At 56.2% G+C, this 22,821-nt stretch carries 20 protein-coding genes and 1 pseudogene; 11 read left to right on the top strand and 10 right to left on the bottom strand.

The genetic code is table 11. The annotated features are described in order from the left end of the window. Position 1 precedes the first annotated feature (1 nt). The 3 genes and pseudogenes from MT962_RS05815 to MT962_RS05805 form a co-directional block, all read left to right on the top strand. Positions 2–1,930, top strand: coding sequence for a GGDEF domain-containing phosphodiesterase (locus MT962_RS05815; protein ID WP_247365005.1), 1,929 nt, complete (start codon positions 2–4; stop codon positions 1,928–1,930). 401 nt (positions 1,931–2,331) lie between these two features. Beyond that, entirely contained in the window at positions 2,332–2,868 is a 537-nt protein-coding gene (locus MT962_RS05810) for a dihydrofolate reductase family protein (RefSeq protein WP_247365002.1), read from the top strand. A gap of 86 nt (positions 2,869–2,954) precedes the next feature. Further along, positions 2,955–3,104: pseudogene (locus tag MT962_RS05805) on the top strand (IS3 family transposase); the annotation flags it as partial. Between the two features lie 20 nt (positions 3,105–3,124). On the opposite strand, the gene MT962_RS05800 reads toward MT962_RS05805, so the two are convergent. After that, positions 3,125–4,030, bottom strand: a complete 906-nt coding sequence (locus MT962_RS05800) for a LysR family transcriptional regulator (RefSeq protein WP_247365001.1) — start codon at positions 4,028–4,030, stop codon at positions 3,125–3,127. 191 nt (positions 4,031–4,221) lie between these two features. Between MT962_RS05800 and MT962_RS05795 the strand changes: the two genes are divergently transcribed. Then, positions 4,222–4,515, top strand: coding sequence for a DUF1330 domain-containing protein (locus tag MT962_RS05795; protein ID WP_029592787.1), 294 nt, complete (start codon positions 4,222–4,224; stop codon positions 4,513–4,515). 237 nt (positions 4,516–4,752) lie between these two features. Here MT962_RS05795 and MT962_RS05790 read toward each other — a convergent pair whose 3' ends face one another. After that, the gene (locus tag MT962_RS05790; RefSeq protein ID WP_029592786.1) at positions 4,753–6,216 is read right to left on the bottom strand and encodes an aspartate aminotransferase family protein; all 1,464 of its coding nucleotides are present in this window, start codon (positions 6,214–6,216) and stop codon (positions 4,753–4,755) included. A 17-nt stretch (positions 6,217–6,233) separates the two neighbouring features. After that, positions 6,234–7,619 (bottom strand): diaminobutyrate--2-oxoglutarate transaminase, encoded by a 1,386-nt coding sequence (locus tag MT962_RS05785; RefSeq protein WP_024555848.1) that lies wholly within the window; start codon positions 7,617–7,619, stop codon positions 6,234–6,236. Positions 7,620–8,239: 620 nt separating this feature from the next. On the opposite strand from MT962_RS05785, the gene lysC reads away from it, so the two are divergent. Beyond that, a complete protein-coding gene (gene lysC / locus MT962_RS05780) occupies positions 8,240–9,601 on the top strand; it encodes a lysine-sensitive aspartokinase 3 (RefSeq protein ID WP_247364999.1) in 1,362 nt (453 codons plus the stop codon). A 164-nt stretch (positions 9,602–9,765) separates the two neighbouring features. On the opposite strand, the gene MT962_RS05775 is transcribed toward lysC, so the two are convergent. Genes MT962_RS05775 through MT962_RS05765 form a run of 3 tightly spaced genes read right to left on the bottom strand, consistent with a single transcriptional unit; the run spans position 9,766 to position 11,639 of the window. Further along, complete coding sequence (locus tag MT962_RS05775) at positions 9,766–10,479, bottom strand: SDR family oxidoreductase (protein WP_247364997.1); 714 nt, start codon at positions 10,477–10,479, stop codon at positions 9,766–9,768. A gap of 13 nt (positions 10,480–10,492) precedes the next feature. Continuing rightward, entirely contained in the window at positions 10,493–11,239 is a 747-nt protein-coding gene (locus MT962_RS05770; RefSeq protein WP_188723406.1) for an SDR family oxidoreductase, read from the bottom strand. Continuing rightward, complete coding sequence (locus MT962_RS05765; protein ID WP_247364995.1) at positions 11,172–11,639, bottom strand: hypothetical protein; 468 nt, start codon at positions 11,637–11,639, stop codon at positions 11,172–11,174. Before MT962_RS05765 ends, MT962_RS05770 begins: the two co-directional genes overlap by 68 nt. On the opposite strand from MT962_RS05765, the gene MT962_RS05760 reads away from it, so the two are divergent. Next, positions 11,638–12,441 carry an AraC family transcriptional regulator gene (locus MT962_RS05760; protein ID WP_247364993.1) on the top strand — a complete coding sequence of 268 codons (804 nt, stop codon included), beginning with the start codon at positions 11,638–11,640 and terminating at the stop codon, positions 12,439–12,441. The two genes, MT962_RS05765 and MT962_RS05760, sit on opposite strands and share 2 nt — an antisense overlap. Before the next feature lie 126 nt (positions 12,442–12,567). On the opposite strand, the gene MT962_RS05755 is transcribed toward MT962_RS05760, so the two are convergent. Both MT962_RS05755 and MT962_RS05750 read right to left on the bottom strand, forming a co-directional pair. Next, positions 12,568–13,821, bottom strand: a complete 1,254-nt coding sequence (locus MT962_RS05755) for an enolase C-terminal domain-like protein (RefSeq protein WP_029592779.1) — start codon at positions 13,819–13,821, stop codon at positions 12,568–12,570. A gap of 78 nt (positions 13,822–13,899) precedes the next feature. Further along, a complete protein-coding gene (locus MT962_RS05750; RefSeq protein WP_024555854.1) occupies positions 13,900–14,601 on the bottom strand; it encodes a FadR/GntR family transcriptional regulator in 702 nt (233 codons plus the stop codon). A 283-nt stretch (positions 14,602–14,884) separates the two neighbouring features. Between MT962_RS05750 and MT962_RS05745 the strand changes: the two genes are divergently transcribed. From MT962_RS05745 to idnD, 3 genes are all read left to right on the top strand, one after another. Beyond that, a complete protein-coding gene (locus MT962_RS05745; protein ID WP_048887394.1) occupies positions 14,885–15,652 on the top strand; it encodes an SDR family oxidoreductase in 768 nt (255 codons plus the stop codon). A gap of 67 nt (positions 15,653–15,719) precedes the next feature. Further along, complete coding sequence (locus tag MT962_RS05740; RefSeq protein WP_247364991.1) at positions 15,720–17,081, top strand: MFS transporter; 1,362 nt, start codon at positions 15,720–15,722, stop codon at positions 17,079–17,081. Between the two features lie 9 nt (positions 17,082–17,090). Further along, positions 17,091–18,131, top strand: coding sequence for an L-idonate 5-dehydrogenase (gene idnD, locus MT962_RS05735; RefSeq protein ID WP_024560259.1), 1,041 nt, complete (start codon positions 17,091–17,093; stop codon positions 18,129–18,131). Positions 18,132–18,194: 63 nt separating this feature from the next. Here the strand turns inward: idnD and MT962_RS05730 are convergent, their stop codons facing one another. Together MT962_RS05730 and MT962_RS05725 are read right to left on the bottom strand one after the other, a co-directional pair. Continuing rightward, entirely contained in the window at positions 18,195–20,024 is a 1,830-nt protein-coding gene (locus MT962_RS05730; RefSeq protein ID WP_247364989.1) for a glycoside hydrolase family 15 protein, read from the bottom strand. A 123-nt stretch (positions 20,025–20,147) separates the two neighbouring features. Then, on the bottom strand, positions 20,148–20,981 hold the full coding sequence (locus MT962_RS05725) for an SDR family oxidoreductase (RefSeq protein ID WP_247364987.1): 834 nt from the start codon (positions 20,979–20,981) through the stop codon (positions 20,148–20,150). A gap of 93 nt (positions 20,982–21,074) precedes the next feature. On the opposite strand from MT962_RS05725, the gene MT962_RS05720 reads away from it, so the two are divergent. Next, on the top strand, positions 21,075–22,010 hold the full coding sequence (locus MT962_RS05720; protein WP_247364984.1) for a LysR family transcriptional regulator: 936 nt from the start codon (positions 21,075–21,077) through the stop codon (positions 22,008–22,010). Continuing rightward, positions 22,003–22,806, top strand: coding sequence for a universal stress protein (locus MT962_RS05715; protein WP_247364982.1), 804 nt, complete (start codon positions 22,003–22,005; stop codon positions 22,804–22,806). Before MT962_RS05720 ends, MT962_RS05715 begins: the two co-directional genes overlap by 8 nt. Positions 22,807–22,821 lie beyond the last annotated feature (15 nt).

Below are 22,821 nucleotides of genomic sequence, written 5' to 3'. Positions count from 1 at the left end.
CATGAACAGAATACTGGCTGGCATCATATTTTTCCTTTTTATATCCACCGGGTATATATCTTTTCTGGTGCATGAAAGGCAACAAGAGTTACAGAAACTGACTCATTACACCGACTCATGGTCTGCTGCTCAACTGGTATCACAATATTACCGATTCGAATCATGGCTTGGTCTTTACACTATCGATGATACGATAAAAATCGATGATGTACGCCTGCGTTTCGACATTATGCTCAGTCAGAGTGATTTACTGGAAGAAGGCGATCTGGGGCGTTATATAGAAAGCAATAAAACGCATTATGAACTGGCTTTACAACTTGAGAAGATTCTTAAATACCTGGACGGTCATCTTGAGAAAATGAACCGTGCAGAACTGCAGGCCTACCTGAAAAAAATGCATACGCTTGATGCGCCACTCGGCCGCCTTTCCTCTGGCGCATTAAACAAGGATGTTAACTCGATTAATAACGCCAACCTCAAAATCCAGACGCTTTACTATATTTATTCAGCGACTTCCGTGCTGCTGATAATACTGAGCGCGATACTGGGCGTGCTGATATTTTATCAGAACAGAAATATTCTGAAGGCGCATCTTCAGGTTAAAAGCCTTGCTGAAGAGCTCCAGAAATCGAAAGAAAAACTACAAGTGCAAAATGCAAAGCTAGAATATGACGTTTATCATGACTCTCTTACCGACATGAATAACCGCCAGCTTTTCTGGGAAAACTTAACGACAAAAATCGCGCTGGCAGAAAAAGATAATAGTGCTGTGACCGTCATGTTGTTTGATTTAGACCGATTCAAGGAGGTGAATGATACGTATGGTCATGACGCTGGCGATATGTTATTACGCCAGATATCCCACCGCCTGCTGTCGATGAGCCTGACGTCAGATACGCTTTATCGCCTGGGTGGCGATGAGTTTGCGTTTCTCTCGAGTGGCCTGACAGAAAGCAACGCTGTTTCGCGAGCTCAAAAAATATGTGACTCTATTAACCAGCCCTACACGATTTATAACACCATCATAAACATAACTACCTCGGTCGGCATTGTTATCTCAGAAACTGAACGCCGCTCCGACTATCTTTATAAATTTGCCGATCTGGCCCTTTATGAGGCCAAAAATGAAGGCCCCGGTAAGATAAAAGTCTTCCGGCGACGCATGTTAGAAAAGCTGCAAGAAAGCAGAACCCTTGAGCATGACATGGCGATGGCGTTAGTGAAAAAAGAATTCGTCGTTTATTATCAGCCTATTGTCGATTCGTTCAGCCAGGAAATTTACAGTTATGAAGCCCTGATTCGTTGGGTACATCCTCATAAGGGCCTCCTGTCGCCGGATAGTTTTATTCCTGTTGCTGAAAAAACAGGAATGATTAACGAGATGGGCAAATCCGTGCTTGAAATGGCCTGCCGGGAAGCGGCATCCTGGGCGGTGCCGGCTAAAATTTCAGTGAATGTCTCTCCTGTTCAGCTAAGCAGCAAAGCCTTTGCCGGAATGGTGCTGTCTATTCTGAAGGAAACAGGGCTTCCGGCTGACCGTCTTGAACTGGAAGTAACGGAATCCTCTCTCTTTACTGAGAGTGCGACACCGATGAATACCCTTAACAAGCTCAGAGCCATGGGCGTGAAAATCTCCATCGATGATTTTGGTACCGGGTACTCTTCTCTTTCGCGGCTGAGTCGCCTTGCCTTCGATAAAATCAAAATAGACAAGTCCTTTGTGCATTCGATATCTACCCAGGAAGACGCCCTTAATATCATCAGGCTCATCACTGGCATGGCGAAATCCCTCAATATGAAGGCTATTGCAGAAGGCGTTGAAACAGAAGAACAGCTCAATAGCCTTCAGGCACTGGGCTGCGATTTCGCCCAGGGATATCTTTTTGGTAAACCTCAGCCTTGTATTGCTGGGGAAATCAGAAACGGGTAACGCACATTCCTCTTGCGCTGGGGAAGGCGCTGCGGGCAGGCCTTGCGAAACGCTTTTGCAGCGAGGCGGATGATGCCCCATTCAATGGGCTTTCTGTTATTCAAGGGGAAAGGCTTCGCTAACGATACCTTCTAACGTTCGCTTCTCGTTCATAGCGGGCCTGCGCCCCACCCGGCCGTTCGCTTAGTGCCAGAAGAGAACGTTGATAACATTGCGATATGTTACTTTATGGGGAGCAGGTTACTGCTTTTCGCTCCATCCGGGATTCAACGCCACGCGATTTTTTGCCTTAATCTACAGGGGACGTTGCGACTTTCATGCTACGTTTTTGCACAAGTAGCATGTCACGCTAACCTCCCTAAACTCAACGGGATATATGCAACCTGAATACGGAGCACTTGATGGTCACCACACATGTTTTTATCGCGGTCAGTCTTGATGGTTATATCGCCCGGCAGGATGGCGATATCGACTGGCTGTTGCAGCGCGATGACCCGACAGAAGATCATGGCTATGCCGCATTCATCGCGGACATAGATTGGATCGTGATGGGTCGAGGCAGCTATGAGAAGGTGCTGACCTTTGACGAATGGCCTTATGATCGCCCCGTGCTGGTGCTCTCCCGACAGCTAACCGGTACCCCCGTGCCCGAGAAGCTGAAGGGCAAAGTGCAGTTCTCTAGTCGCACGCCAACGGAGGTGCTTGCTGACCTGGCGGCGCAGAACGTGCATCGCGTCTATATCGATGGCGGGCAGGTGATACAGTCGTTCCTGCGTGAAGGTCTGGTCGCCGATATCGTTATCACTACCATTCCTGTCCTGCTCGGTTCGGGAAAGCCGTTGTTCGGATCCCTGACTGAGGATATAGTTTTGACGCTGTTATCAAGCCGCAGCTTCCCTTCGGGTCTGGTGCAGTCGCACTATCGGCTGACGTCATAAACTGCATATAAACATAGCGGCGGTCTCCGCTAAAACGAGCGTACCGCCCTGCTGCCAGCGGCACTGTTTTACTTCAACGACCTTGCTTCAGCTCACTGAAAAAGGAGCGAACCGGAAAACGGATCGATAAATCCCGAAATGTGGCCCGTGCCGATATCTTCGCTTATATTGACGCGTTCTACAGCCTGGCCCGGAGCCACAGCCATCTGTTGCGGACATCCGCTACTTTATGTTGAACAGAAGGTTAATGCTGAGATTAGTCAAAATAGGGTCTTAGAATTTCTTCCGTCCAGTTCATAAAAGCCTTTACACGCTGCGACAAATTACGCCGGTGCGCGATGACAAAAGATGCGGTGAGCGGCGCGGGGCGTAGATCAGGAAGGATCTCAATCAGGGCGCCGCGTTTGATATGCGGTAAGAGTGAAGAATAACCGCCCTGAATTAAGCCTAAACCCGCCAGCCCTGCCTCATGATAAGCCGGTACGCTATTGACTCTCACTGTGCCAGGTAACATGAGCGATTTATAACCCTCGCCTGTCGGGTACTCCCACCCGTCAGGTTTCGAACCAAAATTTCGCATGTAATGCACCATTCGGTGTCCCTGGTGGAGAAGATCGTCAATCGTCTGTGGCATACCCACGCGCTCCAGATAGCCGGGGCTTGCTGCATTGATCATGCGCAGATGCCCCAGGGGTCGGGCAATAAGCGTTTCATCCACGATGGGCCCCAGACGAACAACGCAGTCAAATCCTTCCTGCACTAAATCGACACGGCGATCGGTACTTGAAAGCTCAAGCTCCAGTTCAGGATGGGTATTCAGCCATTGCGGCAGAGCCGGGATCACCACGCTCTGCGCCAGCACAGCCGGCATATCAACGCGTAACCGTCCCCGCAGCGGCATACCCTCGTCGGCGAACATTGACTTCAGCTCTTCCGCTTCTGACAACAAGTCACGCGCGCGCGAATAAAAAGCGCGCCCATCTTCTGTCAGCTGCACGGTCCGCGTTGTCCGGTGCAGAAGCGTAGCCCCTACATCGTGTTCGAGCTCACGGACCACCAGCGAGGCACGTCCTTTCTTGATACCCAGACTTTCAGCCGCCTGAGTAAAACTCTTCATTTCTGCAACACGCGCAAAAATAATCAGCGCATCGAGATTCTTCATTGTTCATTTCCAGGGTAACAGTGCGTCATTTTTAGGGCTATTTATGAAGATATTAATACTTAATAGAGTGTATTCACACTGCGTACCCGCGTAGCGCCCCTTGCGGCGCAGCATTGAAGGCCAGGCCTTTAAACCGCTTCAGCGCTGGGTTTACGCTGAAATAGACCACCCCTTACGAAGGATAAAGAGAAATGAATAAAGGTTATTTAATCGCTCACGTGACTGTTTCAGACCCTGCCGCATACGCTGAATATGCCCGAGCTGCCGGCGAGGTAATAAAGGAGTTCAATCCGAAGATAATTGTCTGGTCCGGCCAGTATGAAAACCTTGAGGGAGAATCTCATGAACGGCATGTCGTTATTGAGTTCGCTTCCTTTGCCGAAGCCAAACGTTTTTATGAAAGCCCAGGGTATCAGGCAGCAAGATCATTACGGGCAGGGGCTGCGACCGGGACGTTTGTATTGGTTGAAGGAGCCAGCCTGTAATACCACGGGCTATCATCTCCGCTTCTCGCTCATAGCCCTTTTATGTGCCCTCCTCGCCTTAAGAGAAGCCCTTTGAGCCCCACTATCCGGTCTTCCGCCAGCTAAGCGTCTTGCTGGCGCTGGCGCGAATTCGCCGCAAGCGAGAAACCCGCCAGCCGCGCCAGACATTCCCTTATGCGGGATATAAAAAAGCCGACGACATCGCTGTCGTCGGCTTTATCAAACCTGTCGGTGCTATCAGGCGTTCTGCAACTGCCGTCCACAGGCCATCACGCTCGCCAGCAGAACTTTCACATCCTCCAGGCAAACGGTCGGGTTGAGCAGCGTCAGCTTCAGGCAGGTTACGCCGTCCGCTTCCGTAACGCCAACGTTGGCGCTGCCGGAGGCGAGTAGCGCATCGCCGATACGCTGGTTCAACAGCGCAACGCCCGCGGCGTCGCCGTTTTCCGGGCGGAAACGGAACAGAACGCTTGCCAGCTGCGGCTGCATCACCAGCTCCAGCTGCGGTTGCTCAGCAACAAACTGCGCCACCTGCTGCGCCAGCGTCACGCCATTATCAATGATGTCGGCGTACTGCTTTTTACCCAGCGCTTCCAGGCCCATCCAGAGTTTCAGCGCATCGAAACGGCGGGTGGTTTGCAGCGATTTCGACACCAGGTTCGGCACGCCCTGCTCTTCGTCAAAGTCTGAGTTCAGGTACGCCGCCTGGTAGCGCATCAGCTGATAATGACGCGCCTCTTTCAGCAGGAACGCGCCGCAGCTGATGGTCTGGAAGAACTGCTTGTGGAAGTCCAGCGTTACGGAATCCACGAGTTCAAGGCCATTGAGGAAGTGGCGATATTTCTCGGAAAGCAGCAGCGCGCCGCCCCAGGCCGCATCCACATGCACCCAAATCTGCTCTTTAGCGGCCAGCGCGGCGATTTCCGCTAGCGGATCGATAGCGCCTGCATCTGTGGTGCCCGCAGTCGCGACGATGGCCATCACCTGTTCGCCATTGGCTTTCGCCTGCGCCAGCTTCTCCGTCAGATCGTTAAGATCCATACGCGAGAATTTGTCGGTTTTCACCTGCGTCACCGACCGGTAGCCAAGCCCCATCAGCGCCATGTTCTTCTGCACAGAGAAGTGCGCGCTTTCGGAACATAACACCTTAATTTTACTGAGGTCGCCGGTCAGGCCGTGCAGCTGAACGGAGTGGCCCTGGCGGGCGAAAAAGGCGTCGCGCGCCAGCATCAACCCCATCAGGTTGCTTTGCGTACCGCCGCTGGTGAAGACCCCGGCGTCGCCCGCCGGGTAACCTACCTGCTCGCGCAGCCACTCAATCAGCTTGATCTCAATGATGGTCGCCGACGGGCTCTGATCCCACGAGTCCATGCTCTGGTTGGTGGCGTTGATCAACACTTCCGCCGCCTGGCTAATCACCAGGCTCGGGCAATGCAGGTGCGCCACGCACTGCGGGTGGTGTACGGACAGGCTGTCTTTAAGGAAATACTCGACGGCGCGCTCAATGGCGGCCTGGTTGCCCAGGCCCTGCTCACTAAACTCTAACCTGATGCGCTCACGTAGCTCCGCGACCGTTTTGCCCTGGTACATCTCAGGCTGCTTAAGCCACTGCACCACCGCGTTTGTACTCTGCTCAATCGCCTCCTGATAGGCGGCGATGCTTTGTGCAGAGCCCGACAGAATCGGATTTAAATCAGACATGCTTGCATTTGCTCCGATTAAACAGGCTTCACGCCGGCATTCAGCAGCGCGCTTTCAAACTTATCGAGGAACACATCCAGCTCGGCGTTGCTGATAAGCAGCGACGGCAGCAGGCGCAGTACGCTGCCGCCACGGCCGCCGCGCTCGAGGATAAGCCCCGCTTCGAAGCATTTTTTCTGCAACAGCGCAGAGAGTTCGCCATCCGCCGGGTAGCAACCCATGTGATCCTGCGCTTCGTGCGGTTTAACGATTTCAATACCAATCATTAAGCCCAGACCGCGTACGTGGCCGATAACCGGGAAACGCTTTTGCATTTCAGCCAGTTTGCCTTTCAGCCATTCGCCCTGTTCAGCGACTTTATCGGCAATGCGCTCTTCTTTGAGGATCTTGAGCGTGGTGAGGCCCGTCGCCATCGCCAGCTGGTTGCCGCGGAACGTCCCGGTGTGGTGACCCGGCGCCCAGGCGTCGAACTGCTTTTTAATGCCCAGCACGGCCAACGGTAAACCGCCGCCTACCGCTTTCGACATCACGATGATGTCCGGCTCGATGCCCGCGTGTTCGAAGGCAAAGAACTTGCCGGTACGGGCGAAGCCCGCCTGGACTTCATCCAGGATAAGCAGAATGCCGTGTTCCTGAGTCACTTTACGGATGCGCTGCAGCCACTCGGCTGGCGCCGGGTTTACGCCGCCTTCGCCCTGCACCGCTTCGAGAATAACGGCAGCCGGTTTACGCACGCCGCTTTCAACATCGTTTATCAGGTTTTCGAAGTAGTACGTCAGCGCTTTCACACCGGCTTCGCCGCCAATGCCCAGCGGGCAACGGTACTGGTGCGGATAAGGCATAAACTGCACTTCCGGCATCATGCCATTAACGGCCTCTTTCGGCGACAGGTTGCCGGTCACGGAGAGCGCGCCATGCGTCATGCCGTGATAACCGCCGGAGAAGCTGATAACGCCGGAACGGCCGGTCACTTTTTTCGCCAGCTTCAGCGCCGCTTCAACGGCATCTGCGCCGGAAGGCCCGGTGAATTGCAGGCAATATTCTTTCCCCTGACCTGGCAGCAGAGAGAGCAGGTAAGCGGAAAATTCATCTTTTAACGGCGTGGTCAGGTCAAGCGTATGTAACGGTAAGCCACTGGTAATGACGCTTTGGATGCTTTGGATAACCTCTGGGTGATTATGACCCAGCGCCAGCGTTCCGGCGCCCGCAAGACAATCAAGGTATTCTTTATTTTCAACATCCGTTATCCAGACGCCCTGCGCTTTAGCAATCGCTAACGGCAATTTGCGTGGATAACTTCTGACGTTAGATTCAAACTCAGCTTGTCTGTTAAGAAAGGACTCATTGCTTTGCGGTAATGAATTAGCACTTAAAGAATCAATACGGACTTTATCCGTCATCATATCTCTCCTACAACCTGGCGTTGTTTTAACACCGGGTTGGATAAGGGTTTAAGGGGGTAAAAAAAGCGCGGCTAATATATGTGTTTTCTTTACCACACACAATCTTATATTTTGTGTGGGCTTAAAAAACATTTTCTATAAAAATCAAAGATAAAAAATCCTGGCGCGCGTAATTTGCACAGCGTGAATTGTAAACAATTCTTTTCAAACCTTATTTCCGGCCAGATTCTGTACAACACAATGATAAGCCAGAAATTTTACTGGCGACGGCTTTTACTGTTATTAAACGTAAATTTTGCTGGCGGCTCGCTAATAAATACTGTTACTTTCCATCGGTTTATCGTAAATCTTCAGGAAATTATCGATCCGGCGGGTTTATTCACTTACTATGCCCGCGTTTAAAAAACCTCTAAGCCAAAAAGGAAGCGTCTATTAACCATTAATGCGCATCACACCTGGCTCCCGTGAAAGGCCATACAGGTTATCGCCAACGGGATAAAACGCTGGGTTTAAAACAGAAATGTTCGCGGGCGGACATTTCGTAAGGTGAAGATGACTTCCCTTATGCCGAATGAAAATTTTCATGCCATCAACGTATGGCGCCCTGATATGAGATTGTTATGACTCGCATTTATCCACACTTCATCGTTGCCAAATTTGGCGGAACCAGTGTCGCTGACTTTGACGCGATGAGCCGTAGCGCCAGCCTTGTCCTTGCTGATAAAAACGTCCGTCTGGTGGTGTTATCCGCCTCCGCCGGCGTCACCAATCTGTTAGTCGAACTCGCAAGCGGCCTTGAAAGCCGCCTCCGGCTGGACAAAATTGAAACCCTGCGTTCTCTGCAATACAACATCCTTTCACGCCTGAAACAGCCCGAAGCGATTGGCCAGGAGATCGATCGTCTGCTCGACAGCATCCATCGCCTGGCTGAAATGGCGGCCGTTGCCCGTTCCGCCGCGCTGTGCGATGAACTGGTGAGCCATGGGGAGATGATCTCTTCCCTGCTGTTTGTGGAAGTATTGCGTGAACAGGAGGTGGAAGCCCAGTGGTTTGATGCCCGCAAAGTGATTCGCACCGATGACACTTTCGGCTGCGCGGCGCCGGCGATAAGCGCCATCGCCGCGATGGCGGAAAACCACTTACGTCCGCGTATCGAACAGACGCTGGTCGTGACGCAGGGGTTTATCGGCAGCGACGCGGCCGGACGCACCACCACGCTTGGTCGCGGCGGCAGCGATTACACCGCGTCCCTGCTGGCGGAGGCGTTGCAGGCTTCACGTGTGGATATCTGGACGGATGTCGCCGGGATCTACACCACCGATCCCCGCATCGTCCCCCAGGCGAAGCGTATTGATAACCTCTCGTTCGCCGAAGCCAGCGAAATGGCGACCTTTGGCGCCAAAGTGCTGCATCCGGCGACCCTGCTACCCGCAATGCGCAAAGATATTCCGGTTTTTGTCGGCGCCAGCAACAACCCGTCAGCGGGCGGCACGCGGGTTTGCCGCGACGTGGCGACGCCGTCGCGTTATCGCGCCCTGGCCGTGCGCCGTCAACAGACGTTATTAACCTTATCCAGCGTAAACGCGCAGCCCGCGCACCGCTTTTTAGCCGACACCTTTGCGATGTTATCGCGCCATGAAATGGCGTTCGATCTGGTGACGACCTCGGAAACCAGCATCGCGCTTATCCTCAACGCCACCAGCGCCACCTCAGGCGAGGCCGATACGCTGACCACCGCGCTGCTCACCGAGCTGTCGTCGCACTGCCATGTCGAGGTCGAGACCGGGCTGGCGCTGGTCTCGCTGATCGGCAATGCGCTCTCCGAGGGCGCGGCGGTGTGCAAAGAGGTCTTTACTGAGCTGGAAAACCACCCGGTGCGAATGATTTGCCACGGCGCGTCTCGTCACGCCCTCTGCTTCCTGCTGCCAGCGCAATTCGCAGACAGCGCAGTCAAGGCGTTGCACCGTAGCCTGCTGGAATAACAGCCAGGAAAAGCGGCCTGCGCCAATACCGCCCTGGCCAACACGGCGGGCGCGAAAAGGCCGCTTATCACAGCGGCCTGCGCTAACAATAATGTGGCGACATTGCCGGGAGGGTTTCTGCGCGTTAAAACCGGGCCATGCTTCTGGCCCGGTTTTATTCCGTCTCACCAGGGCCAGACCCTGTTTTCATAATCAATAAAAAGATGCTTTTTATCGTGACGGTGTTGTTCGATGACGTTAAGCATGCCTTTTACGCTCGTCCCGACATCAATCTCCGCCTCGACGGCGCCATCCAGCGTTCCCATTGACGTATCGACCCAGCCCGGGTGAAGCGATATCACCGTCTGATTCCCCTGCCTGATGTCCATATAGAGACAGCGCGCCAGCATATTCAGCGCCGCCTTACTGGCCCGGTAGAGTTCCAGCGCGGCTACGGGCTCGGTATAGCCTGCAATACTTGCGCGGTGCGACGACATAAATACCAGCGCCCCTTCAGGCTCAAGCAACGACAAAAGATGCCTCGCCAGACGCGCCGGACCAAAAGCGTTAGTCATCATGATTTGCCGGAACTCGGCATCCGTTGCCTGCATGACCGACTGGTGTAGCGGGCCATATATGCCGGCGACCATAAAAATGATGTCGAATCTGCTTTCTGCAAGCCTTGCGATAAGCGGGGCGATATGCGACGCCTCCGTCACGTCCAGCGCTCCGGTAGCGAGTCTGTCCGGGTATGCCGCGCTGAGGGCGTTAAGCGAGGCCAGCTCAGCCGTAGGTAAATGTGTGGCGAAAACGTGCCACCCCCGTTGCAGGTACGCTTCCACCAGCCCTAATCCCAGTCCCTTATCGGCCCCGACGATTAAAATACTGTGCTGTTTCATTTAATTCTCCTGCTTACTGCGCGGTATAACCGCCATCAGCCATCAATACCGTTCCAGTAACAAAGCTGGCTTTCGGCGAAGCCAGCCAGACAATGGCTTCCGCGATTTCCTGCGGCTGCGCCACGCGTCCAAGCGGGTGCGCATGGCCGTAACTGGCAAGCGTCGCGCGGCTGTCTTCGACGATGCCGGAAAGCATATCGGTTTCGACAACGCCGGGCGCCACGGCATTAACGCGGATGCCCTGCTCCGCCGCTTCCAGCGCCAGAACCCGGGTTAACTGGGCAATGGCGCCTTTTGATGCGGAGTAGGCCGCCGTGGTCTTCATGCCGACCACGCTAACGATGGAGGCAACATTGACGATGGCTCCCTGCTGGCGGGGTTGCATCGCCTTAAGAGCCTCTTTGCAAAAGAGAAAATACCCTCTGGCATTAACCGCCATAATGCGGTCCCACTCTTCCACCGCGGTTTCCGTCGCGGGTTTATTGAGGGTTATTCCCGCGTTGTTGATAAGCATATCCACCTGCCCGAACGCCGACCGCGCACGCGCCACCGCGCTAACGACATCCTGCTCCCGGCTCACATCGCAGACCTGGGTGATAACCCGCTCGCCCTGCGCCAGGGAATGCACGGCGGGGTCAATATCCAGCGCCAGGATCTTCGCCTCATGGCGGATAAGCAGGTTTACCGTTGCCTTACCGATATCGCCTGCCGCGCCAGTGACTATCGCAACCTTGTTCTTTAGCCCTGCATAATCGGTCATTGTTTATTCCTCCGGAATGGGGGCGCCTCATTGCACGCCGCGGCGCCTTGCCAAAACGATGGCTGGCCGCGAAGCACGGTTTTAATAAGCCAGACAGACGACTCAGACGGATGCCGCCTGAGATCGCTTCCTGACTGCGGGGAAAAGGATAAAAAACCCGCCCCTTTGCAACAATGACAGCGGCTGTCCAAACATTGCCTTTTCCTGTCAAAATCATGCTGGACACGTTGTTTTCAGGCGCATAAATTATCTTTTTTTCTATTTCAGGAGGCGTCGTGTCCGGGCTAACATCAGCGCTAACACAAAAAATGATTGCGGCTTTCCTGGCGCTGACGCCGGAAGAAGGGTATTCGCGGACCTGCATGAAGGAGATAAAGCTGTTGCGGGTTAATGAGTCCATGCCGCACACGCCCGTGCTGTATGAGCCGTGCATCGTCATCGTCCTGCAGGGGAAAAAAACAGGCCTGCTGGGTGGGCAAGAATTTGCCTACGATCCGCAACACTACCTGGTCGTTTCCGTTCCTCTCCCTTTTACCAGCCAGACGGTCGCAAGCCAGGAAACGCCGCTTCTGGCGATGTCGATATCGCTTAATGTCGCGGTGATTGCCGAAATACTGATTGAACTGGGAGAACCGCGCGCCAGCGGCGATGAAAAGCCAGGACCGCTCTTTTCCTCCCCACTCGGCGATGAGCTGACCGATACGGTTTACCGTCTCCTGACCGTGGTCTCTGATGAGGTGAAAGCCAGGGTGCTGGGGCCAGGTATTCTCAAAGAGCTCTACTATCGGGTGTTGATGGATGAACAGGGCGCCTCCGTCAGAGCGGCGCTTTCCGGCAAAGGGCATTTCAGACAAATTGCGGCGGCTATCCGCACGCTGCATACCCGATTTATGGATAGCCTTGACGTCGAGGCGCTGGCAAAGGAGGCGGGAATGAGCGCCCCCTCTTTTCACCGTCATTTCAGGGCCTTTACCGGCACCACGCCCATGCAATATTTGAAATCCATCCGGCTGCACCAGGCGCGCTTTCTGATGGTAAAGCGAAATATCACGGCCAGCGAAGCGTCTCTGAAGGTGGGTTACATCAGCCCGACACAGTTCAGCAGAGAGTTCAGGCGGTTTTTTGGACACCCACCGCAAAAGGAAGCGCAGCGTTTACGGTATCTATTGAAAGTCAAAGCGGAATCGTACTGGCCAGATTAAGGCGCCATCCCGTGCCCGATAATTGCCCTGCCCGCCTGAAAAGCGCCTTACGCCGTCGCGTGCATCGTTTTCATGACGACAGGTTCCCCGCCTTCGCGCCAACGGAGGCGGGTCTGCCAGCAATGCTCAGGGCCGCGCGGCGGTGCCGTCCGGTAAACGGGCATTGGTCCACTCCGGGATGCCGCCGGAGACCGGGTATTTCGCTGCCTCTTTCAGATTGATATCGACGCCCAGCCCTGGACGGTCGCTCAGGTACGCATACCCTTTTTCCACTTCCGGACAACCGGGGAAGACCTCCATCAGCGCGTCGTTCACCGGGGTATACTCCTGCACGCCAAGATTGGTGATGCTCAAATCGATATGCAAATTGGCGGCCACCCCGACCGGTGAAATATCGCCAGGGCCATGCCACGCCGTGCGCACGCCATAAAGCTCGGCAAAGGTCGCCAGTTTTTTAGCAGGCGTAATGCCGCCGATGGTGCTGACGTGACAGCGGATATAATCGATAAGCTGGTTCTGGATAAGCGGCTTCCACTCGTTGATCTGCGTGAAGAGCTCGCCCATCGCTATCGGCGTGCTGCTTTGCGCGCGCATTTTGGTAAGCCAGTCGATATTTTCCGGCGCAACCGGGTCCTCCAGGAAAAACAGCTGATAAGGCTCCAGCGATTTCGCCATTTGAATGGCAGCTATCGGCGTAATCCTTTCATGAACGTCATGAATAAACTCTACGCCGAAGCCAATCTTATTGCGCAGATGCTCGAACAGGCGCGGCACCGCCCGCGCATAGGCGTCCGGGTCGAAGTAAACGCCCGGCGTCCGGGCGCGCGGCGAGGCTTTCGGCTGAATATTACGGGCTTTGGCAAGCTTACCGGCGATAAGCCGCAGGTCATCGGTGCCCGCTCCGCCATACATCCCCATCTGGCAGCGCACATACTGATACCCCTCCTCCATGCGGGCGAGAATGGCCTCTTCCACCTCCACCTCGTCAGCGCCGTCGCAATGGCGATAGAGCGCCACCCCGTCGCGGCACTTACCGCCGAGCAGTTCGTACACCGGCAACCCGGCCACCTTTCCTTTCAGGTCCCACAGCGCGATGTCCACTCCGGATAAGGCGTTATTCATCACCGGGCCGTTGCGCCAGTAGCCGCTAACCGCCGCCGACTGCCAGATATCTTCAATGCGGGCGGGATCTTTGCCCAGCAAAAAGGGCTTCATGTAGTTGTCGATAGCGGCGGAAACGGCATGAATACGCTGAGTAAACGTGGCGCACCCCAGGCCGTACAGCCCCGGCTCGCTGGTTTCAATTTTTACGACCACCAGGTCAATGCCGCCCGGCGCCGTCAGTATCGTTTTTACATCCGTTATTTTCAGGTTGCTCATGAAGTTCCTCGCGTATCTTGTATGATGTCCTACATGTTAAATGCATTAAAAAGCCCGGGGGCGGGCTTTTACAGGCAATCAGTTGTGGCGTACGTCTTTAATGGCATGCACGTTATGGGTCATGGCGCTGTTGAGCGTCTCTGTGGCCAGCGAAGCGTCGCGGTTTTTCAGCGCCATATAGACTTTGATGTGCGCTTCTACGCTCTCAAGCGTTATTCCCAGCACCCGGTTTAGCTCCTCCAGGTAGTGAACATAGATGCCCTTCAGCGACTCCATTACATGAATAAAGATAGAGTTATGGGAGGCTTTAACAATCGCCAGGTGGAAATCGTAATCCGCCAGCGAATATTTTTTGTAGTCATCCTTGTTAACCAGCATGCGGCTTAGCGCCTTTTCAAGCTCCTGAATATCCTCGTCCGTGGCGTTCTGCACGGCGAGCTCCATGCAGCGAAACTCCACCGTCTGGCGAAACACCCGCATATGGTCGAACTCTTCCTGGGAAAGATGAAGAATGGGCTGGTTATCATTAAACGCGCCGTAGCGCGCCGCATCGCGGGTCACATATGTCCCCTTCCCTTGATGCGTAATTACAACGCCTAAATCACGCAGCTTCTGAACAGCGCTTCTGACGCTTACCCGGCTTACCTGAAACGTGGCCGTCAGTTCCGCTTCAGAAGGCAGCTTACAGCCAGGCTCCCAGACTCCCTCCTGGATGTTCTTTTTCATCTGCTCATAGATAACATCCACAATGTTATGCTTTTGCACACTTTCCAGCGTCACGTCATTAGCCTTTATCGTACTTGTCCTACATGTTCGAATTTTTAACGCGTCCGGCTGTTTATCACAAGATAAATTTTACGCGCCATTCTGTCGCCCTGTCGCAAAGTTAAGAAATATTATTTAACATCAAAAAGATAGTTAAAAACCACGCCGTTTCACCGCCTGCTCTTGTTAAATATTTGTGAGTTAACCGTCATTTTCTCGCCTCCGCAATTGCCGTCGCCGCTCGCCTCCAGTACAACCATTATCATTAACTTGTTAGTCATGTTACATGAGGAATGAAATGGGCAATCTTTTCGATCTCACGGGTAAAACGGCGCTGATAACAGGATCCACCCGCGGCCTGGGCTTCGCTTATGCCGCCGGGCTGGCGAAGGCGGGCGCTTCAGTTATCCTGAACGGCACCAGCGAGCAGCACATGGACAAAGCGCTGGCTGAGCTTAACGCACAGGGTTTCAACGCCCGCGGTTTTCTCTTTAATGTCGCCAGCGAAGAGGAAATCGAGCGCGTCTTCAGCCAGCTTGATGCGGAAAATGTGCATGTCGACATTGTCATTAACAACGCCGGCATTCAGTTTCGCAAACCCATGCTGGAACTTGCGCTGAGCGACTGGCAGCGCGTGCTGGATGTAAATCTGACCAGCGCTTTCCTGGTGGCGCGCGCTGCGGCGCGACGCATGGTGGCCCGTAAAAGCGGCGGGAAAATCATTAATATTGGCTCGCTCACCAGCGAAGCCGCGAGGGCGACTGTCGCGCCCTACACCGCAGCCAAAGGCGGCATCAAGCTATTAACCAAATCCATGGCGGCGGAATGGGCGGCTTATAACATCCAGTCCAACGGCATCGGCCCCGGCTATATCCTCACCGACATGAATGCCGCGCTGGTCGAGAACAAAGAGTTTGACCAGTGGGTACGCAACAGCAACCCCTCCGGCCGCTGGGGCAAACCCGAGGAGCTGATTGGCACCGCGGTCTACCTCGCCTCTTCCGCCTCCGACTATGTGAACGGGCAAATGATCTACGTCGATGGCGGCTGGCTCGCCACCCTTTAATCGCCGGCTCGCTTCCTGCGCTGAACGCCGGAACGCCGCCTGTCGCTGACTGAAAAAAGGCTAACGAATGAACGCTAAACCTACTCGTACCCGATTCTCAGTGCTTACCCTGTTGTTTGTTGTTACCGCGATTAACTATATGGATCGGGCGAATCTCTCTGTGGCGGGTTCGCACATCCAGGGTGAGTTCGCCTTATCGGCCACCCAGCTTGGCCTGCTTTTTTCGATGTTCACCTGGTTTTACGCCATGAGCCAGATCCCGGTGGGCTACCTGCTCGACCGGATCGGCTCCCGCTGGCTCTACGGCAGCGCTATTGTGCTCTGGAGCGTCTTCACGCTGCTGATGGGTCTGGCCTCTCACCACTTTTTCACCACCGCCACGGCGTCATTCATGATGCTGCTGGCCTGTCGCGCGCTGGTGGGCATCGCGGAAGCGCCCTCGTTTCCCTCTAACACCAAAATTATCGCGACCTGGTTTCCCGACCACGAGCGAGCCCGGGCGACGGCAACCTATTCCAGCGCGCAATACATCGGTCTTGCGCTGCTTACGCCCGCGCTCTCGTTTATCGTTAGCCGCTGGGGCTGGGAGATGTCGTTTTATATTTCAGGTCTGGTGGGCATCGTCTTTGGCATTTACTGGCTTATCGCCTATCGCGACCCGCAGCACAGCAAACGCGTGAACCAGGCAGAGCTGACGTTGATTCGCCAGGGCGGCGGCTATGGTTCAGCATCTCAGGGAACCGACAACCGCGTCGACTGGCCCTCCGTGCGCTACATCTTACGCCAGCGCACCACCTGGGGGCTTTTCATTGCGCAGTTCGCCGCCTCGTCCACGCTCTATTTCTTCATGACGTGGTTTATCGTTTACCTGGAAAAAGGATTGCATCTCTCTATCGACAAAGCGGGTATCGGCGCGATGTTCCCTTATCTTATGGCGATGGCTGGCGTGCTGTGCGGCGGCACCCTGAGCGACCTGTTGCTAAAACGCGGCCGCAGCCGCACCTTCGCCCGCAAATTACCGGTAATGACCGGCATGCTGCTGACCTGCTCCATCGCGCTGGTTAACTTCTTTCAGGAAAGCCCGGCGATCGCCATCGCCATTCTGTCGGTCGCTTTCTTTGCCAACGCCTTCTCGAATCTGGGCTGGGTGGTGTGCAGCGATGTCATTCCCCGCCATCTGATCGGCACCATCGGCGGCTTTTTGAATATTTTCGGCAACCTTTCCGGGATCGCGAGCCCCATCATCATCGGGGTGATCCTGCAGCGCACCCAGAATTTCCAGTATGCGATGTGGTATATCGCCGCCGTTGCCCTGGCGGGCTTTCTCGCCTACCTGTTCCTTGTCGGCAAAATTGAGGTCATGACGCCGCCCGAAGGTGAGCAGGAAGCGGGGAAAAAGGAAAAATTCAACACACCGTCTAACGCGTAGAGGCACATCATGCAGAATAAAACTGTTAAAGCCGTTATGGTCAAAGGGGCGCGTGATGTGCGCCTGGAAACTCACACTCTCGCCTGGAATGAGGATCAGGTGCTGGTCAAAGTGGAACGCGGGGGCATTTGCGGCTCTGATATCCACTATTTCCAGCATGGTCGGGCTGGCATGTCCGTGCTCAAATCGCCGATGGTGCTGGGACACGAATTTGTCGGCGTCATTGAGCAGGCGCCGCGTGAAAGCGCCCTGAAGCCCGGCCAGCGCGTGGCGATTAACCCTTCCCAGCCCTGCCAGCAGTGCGACATTTGCCTCAGCGGCAAACAGAACCTGTGCCGCGCAATGCGCTTTATGGGCAGCGCGCAGTTTTATCCGCATGTGAACGGCGGATTCGCGCAATATGTCGCGGTTAATCCGGCGCAATGTGTGCCCTACTCCGAAGCCGCAAAACCTGAAACGATCGCTTTCGCCGAGCCGCTCGCCGTCTGTATTCACGCCGTTAAGCAGGCGGGCGATCTGACCGGCAAGCGCGTGCTGGTCACCGGCGCAGGGCCGATTGGCTGTCTGGTTATCGCAGCGGCGCTCGCCTCTGGCGCAACCGAGGTTATCGCCACGGACATCAGCGCACGCTGTCGGGCGCTGGCGCAGGAGATGGGCGCGTCTTGCGCGCAGGATCCGCGTGATGAACAGGTTATTAAGGCATGGTCGGCGAATGGCGGCACATTCGACGTCTGTTTTGAAGCCTCCGGCGCCTCTTCTGCGGTGGCGTCGGTGGTGGGCTACACCCGCCCCGGCGGCATTATCGTGCAGCTCGGTATGGGCGCGGCGGAGGTAAACTACCCTGTCGGACCGCTGCTGGTGAAAGAGATCCAGCTGCGCGGCTCGTTCCGCTTTATCGACGAGTTCACTACTGCGGTCAGATGGCTGGAGGCAGGGAAAATCAACCCGCTGCCGTTACTCTCTGCGCAATTAAACATGGAAGAGGCGGTCGCCGCGCTGGAACTCGCCTCAGATAAAGAACGCGCGGCGAAAGTACAGCTGATATTCTGATTTTAAACCTCATGAGCCGCGCCGTGCGCCACTGCGCGGCTTACCCTTTCTGTAAACGCCCCGCTACGGCTGCCATGTCAGCTCGTCCCCGGCCATTTTCTTATCCAGATAATACGCCGCGCTGATAAGCGCCAGATGAGAAAGCGCCTGCGGGAAATTGCCCAGCGCGTTGCCGAGCGGATCAAATTCCTCTGCGTACAACCCCAGATGGTTGGCGTGGATCAGCACTTTTTCAAATTCAATGCGCGCCTCTTCTAACCGGTCGGCGCGGGCGAGGCATTCGACATACCAGAACGAACAGGCGACGAAGTAGCCCTCTTCGCCGTGCAGGGAATCCGCCGGCGTTTCGCTGGCGATATAGCGGCGCACCATGCCGCCGCGCACCAGTTTGTTTTTAATGGCGTCGAGGGTCGCCAGCCAGTCGGGGTCTTTGGCGCTGACGAAGCGAAACAGCGGCATCAGCAGCATGGAACCATCGAGATCGCTGCCATGGCGGGTCGAGGTAAAATGGCCGAGATCCGGGTTCCAGAAGTGGGTCCAGATATCTTCGCGGATAGCCTGGCGCACGCTTTCCCATCGTTCATAAGGCATCGACAGCGAGCGTTTAGCGCCAAGGCGCAATGCTCTGTCGAGCGCCACCCAGCACATCAGGCGCGAGTAGAGAAAGTGCTCCGGTTCGCCGCGCATCTCCCAGATCCCGGCGTCGGGGCTGTTCCAGATATCGCAGACGTGATCGACCAGCCGGATAACGTGCTGCCAGCCGCGATGCGGTATGCCGTCGCCATATTTTGTCGTGAGATAAAGGGTGTCCAGCAGTTCCCCGTAGATATCCAGCTGGCGCTGCTGGTAAGCGCCATTACCGATACGCACCGGCGTTGAACCGAAGTGGCCTGCCAGGTGCGGCAGTTCGTGCTCCTGTAAATCGGTGCCGCTGTCCAGCCGGTACATTACCTGCAATTTATCCGGCTCAAACTGGCTGTTCTCCATGCAGGTGCGCACCCAGTGGCCGAACGCTTTCGCTTCGTCAATATAGCCAAGACGGATAAGCGCATAGCAGCTAAAGGACGCATCGCGGATCCAGCCAGCGCGGTAGTCCCAGTTGCGCTCGCCGCCGATAAGCTCCGGCAGACCGAACGTGGCGGCGGCGGCGATAGAGCCATGTCGTGTTGAGCTTAAAAGTTTCAGCACCAGCGAGGAGCGGATCACCATCTCCCGCCAGCGCCCGCGGTATTTGTTTTTGCCGACCCACTGCTGCCAGAATGCGAGGGTATCGTGGTGCAGCCGTTCCACTTCCTTCTGCCCCTGCGCCGTCACGGCTTCGCTGCCGAGAATAAAAAAAGCCTCTTCGCCGCAGCGCAGCGTGAACTGGCTCTGCACAGCCCCCTCTTCGGCGGTCAGCGGCACAGAAGCGTTCAGCGTGACGGTTTGCTGATTCTCCGCCTGCCAGAGGGCGGTGTTTTCCAGCACCTGGAGATCGGGCGTAAGCCTGGCGTAATCAAACTTCAGACTACAGCGCATGGTTAATGTCGCCTCACCCTGCGCCACTTTAACCCGGCGCACAATGCAAGGCAGCGCCTCCGCAGAGGCCTGAACCGGCATAAAGTCGTTCAGCTCAACGACGCTGTGCTGCGATAGCCAGCGGGTTTGCAGAATATTGCTGTCCGGCAGATAAAACTGCACGGAACGCCACCCTTCCCCTTGCGGCGAAAGCGTAAAAGCGCCCGCGCGCTCATTATCCAGCAGGGCGCTAAACAGCGAAGGGCTGTCGAGTTCCGGCCAGCACCAGAAATCGATAGCGCCTTGCGTGGTGACCAGCGCGCAGGTTCGCAGGTCGCCGATAATACCGTGCTTGCAGATGGGGCATGGAGAGGAGCTGGCGTCGTTGGCAGTCATGTTTTATCCGGCGCAGGGAGAGGCAGTCGTTCAGCAAGTATAGTTGCGGATTCCGGCGGCTTTGCGCGAATGCGAAAAGTGGAATCGCCCGCTGAACGACGGCCGCGCCTCAACCTCTCCCCATCAGGCATCCTCGCGGTCGGCGGAGAGCGTCAGCGGCTTATTCTCCTCCAGCTCCTTGCGCCGCGCCGCCAGCGCCTTGCTAATCGACTGATAAGCGGTGCTGCCGAGCGCCAGACGCAAAGGCGGCGCGGGCAAATCGGCCGTCAGGATAATGGCCTCCACCGTTTTCGCCGCATCGCCTTTAATGGCAAAGTCGCCCGAGGCGATGGCGCGGCGCATCTCGCTTGCGGGCGTATTCTCATAGCAGGGCAGCGGCGCGGCCAGGTCAAGACCGGTGGCGAAACTTGTCGCGGTCGGGCCTGGCTCGATTATCAGGAAATCAATGCCAAACGTCGCCACCTCCTGGGCCACGGATTCGATAAACCCTTCAATGCCCCATTTGGTCGCGTGGTAGAGGCTAAAGTTGGGGTAGGCTATCTGCCCGCCTTCAGAGGAGATTTGCACAATGCGCCCGCCGCCCTGCGCGCGCAGGTAAGGCAGCGCGGCGCGGATAAGCTGAATGGAGCCGGTCAGGTTGGTGGCTATTTGCCGCTCGATTTGCGCATCGCTCACCGCTTCCGCCACGCCAAACAGCCCGTAGCCCGCGTTGTTGACCAGCACGTCGATACGCCCCGCCTGGTCAAAAGCCTGCTTCAGCGCAGCCCGCGTCGCTGCGGTATCGGTGACATCCAGCATCACTATGCGCAACTGCTCGCCATAGCGCGCCTGCAAATCATCCAGCGCGCCGGGCCTGCGCAGGGTGGCGATAACGCTGTCGCCGCGCGCCAGCAGACGCTCTGTCAGTAAACGGCCAAGGCCGGTTGAGGTGCCGGTAATAAACCAGGTTTTTGCCATTTTTCCGCTCTCCTGTAGTAAAAACGTACGCCTTTGAGCTTATGCCAGTATGATTGTCAAAATAAGCCACGCTAAACTGCATGAGGAGGTGAAATGCATTCACCAGTTAACCGGCCTACGCTTGCCGATCTCAAGGCTTTTATGGCGGTGGCGGAAGCGCGAAGTTTTCGCCGGGCGGCGGAACTGACCGGCGTCACCCGCTCTGCGCTCAGCCATGCCATTAAGGGTCTTGAGGCGCGGCTGGGCGTTCGTCTGCTGCACCGCACGACCCGAAGCGTGGGCTTAACCCAGGCGGGCGAGCAGCTGTTAACGCGCATCGCGCCGCATATTGCCGGGCTGGAGCAGGCGCTTGAGGAGACAGCCGACACGCAGGGGCAGCTGATAGGCACGCTGCGCATCAACGGCAGCGAAGAGGCGATTCGCCTGTTGCTGGCCGCCGTCGTGCCCGCCTGGTTGCGCCGTTATCCTTCGGTAGAGCTCGATTTAGTGGAAGATGGCCGGCTGGTCGATATTGTCGAACAGGGGTTTGACGCCGGCATCCGGCTTGGCGAAGCCGTACCGGCGGATATGGTCGCCGTGCGCATCGGGGAAACGCAGCGTTTTATCACGGTCGCGTCTGCGGACTACCTTGCCCTGCACGGTTCGCCGCTTACCCCGCAGGATCTTTCCCGGCACGTCTGCATTCGCCAACGGTTGCCGGGCGGCAAGCGTTACCGGTGGGAATTTGGCCAAAAAGGTGAAGAGGTGGCGGTCGATGCGCCTGGCGTTCTGACCCTGAACAATTCGCGCCTGATGGTGGATGCCGCCGCGGCGGGCCTTGGCATCGCGTATGTGCCGGAGCTCAGCGCACTGGAGGCGTTAAACGCTGGCAGGCTGGTCAAAGTGTTAGAAGCGTGGTGCCCGGAAATCCCCGGGCTGTTTCTCTACTTCCCGGCGAACCGCCATATTCCCGCCAGCCTGCGGGCGTTTATCGGAATAATCAGGGAATACAACGCGGGCGACCTGTCGCAAAGGGAGAGTGATGAATAAACCTGTTATTGCCTGCCTGGAAGCGTCAGCCGCCGCCCGCTCCGTATGCGACTACGCCGCCTGGGTGGCGGCCACCCTCGGCGCGCCGCTCGCCCTGCTGCATATGCTGGCGGAGGTTGACCGCCCTGACGTCATGATCGGTGAAACGTCGCTTACAACGCAACTTGGGGAAGTCGAAGCGGAGCGGCGGCGGTTACGCATGGCGCAGGGCCAGGCCTTGCTGGCTGAGTGCGCCGCGCGGCTAAAGCCGTCCGGTTATGAGAAGGCGCAACAGCTGCAAAAACAGGGCTCGCCTGCTGAAATCCTGCAAGAACTGACAGAAACACGCCTGCTGGTGCTCGGCGATGACGGCGCGCGCCACCCGGTCGGCAGCCCGCTGGAGAGCCTGATTCGCCTGCATCGCGGAACGGTGCTGGCGGTGCCGGAGACCTTCACGGCGCCATCCCGCGCCCTGTTTGCTTATGACGCCAGCATGGAGTGCCGCAAACACCTGGCGCGCCTGACGGCGAGCCCGCTGCTCTACGGCATGGAATGCCATATTGTGATGGTAAACGGCAATGCCACCGCCCTTCAGGATGCCTTTGAGGCATTACATAAAGCGGGCATCCGGGCGCAGGCGTTTATGCTGGAGGGGACCTCGGTGGCCGACTCGCTCTGCCGCCATGCGCAAGCGCATAACATCGACCTTATCGTGATGGGCGCCTGGGGACACTCGCAGCGGCGGCGCTATTTTATCGGCCGCCACGCGGCGGACATGCTGTTCCGCCGCCGCCTGCCGCTGATGCTGCTGCGCTAAAAACGCGGCCGCCGG

This window comes from Franconibacter sp. IITDAS19 (assembly GCF_023079515.1).
Lineage (GTDB): Bacteria > Pseudomonadota > Gammaproteobacteria > Enterobacterales > Enterobacteriaceae > Franconibacter > Franconibacter pulveris.
This window is presented reverse-complemented; position numbering and strand designations above follow the sequence as displayed.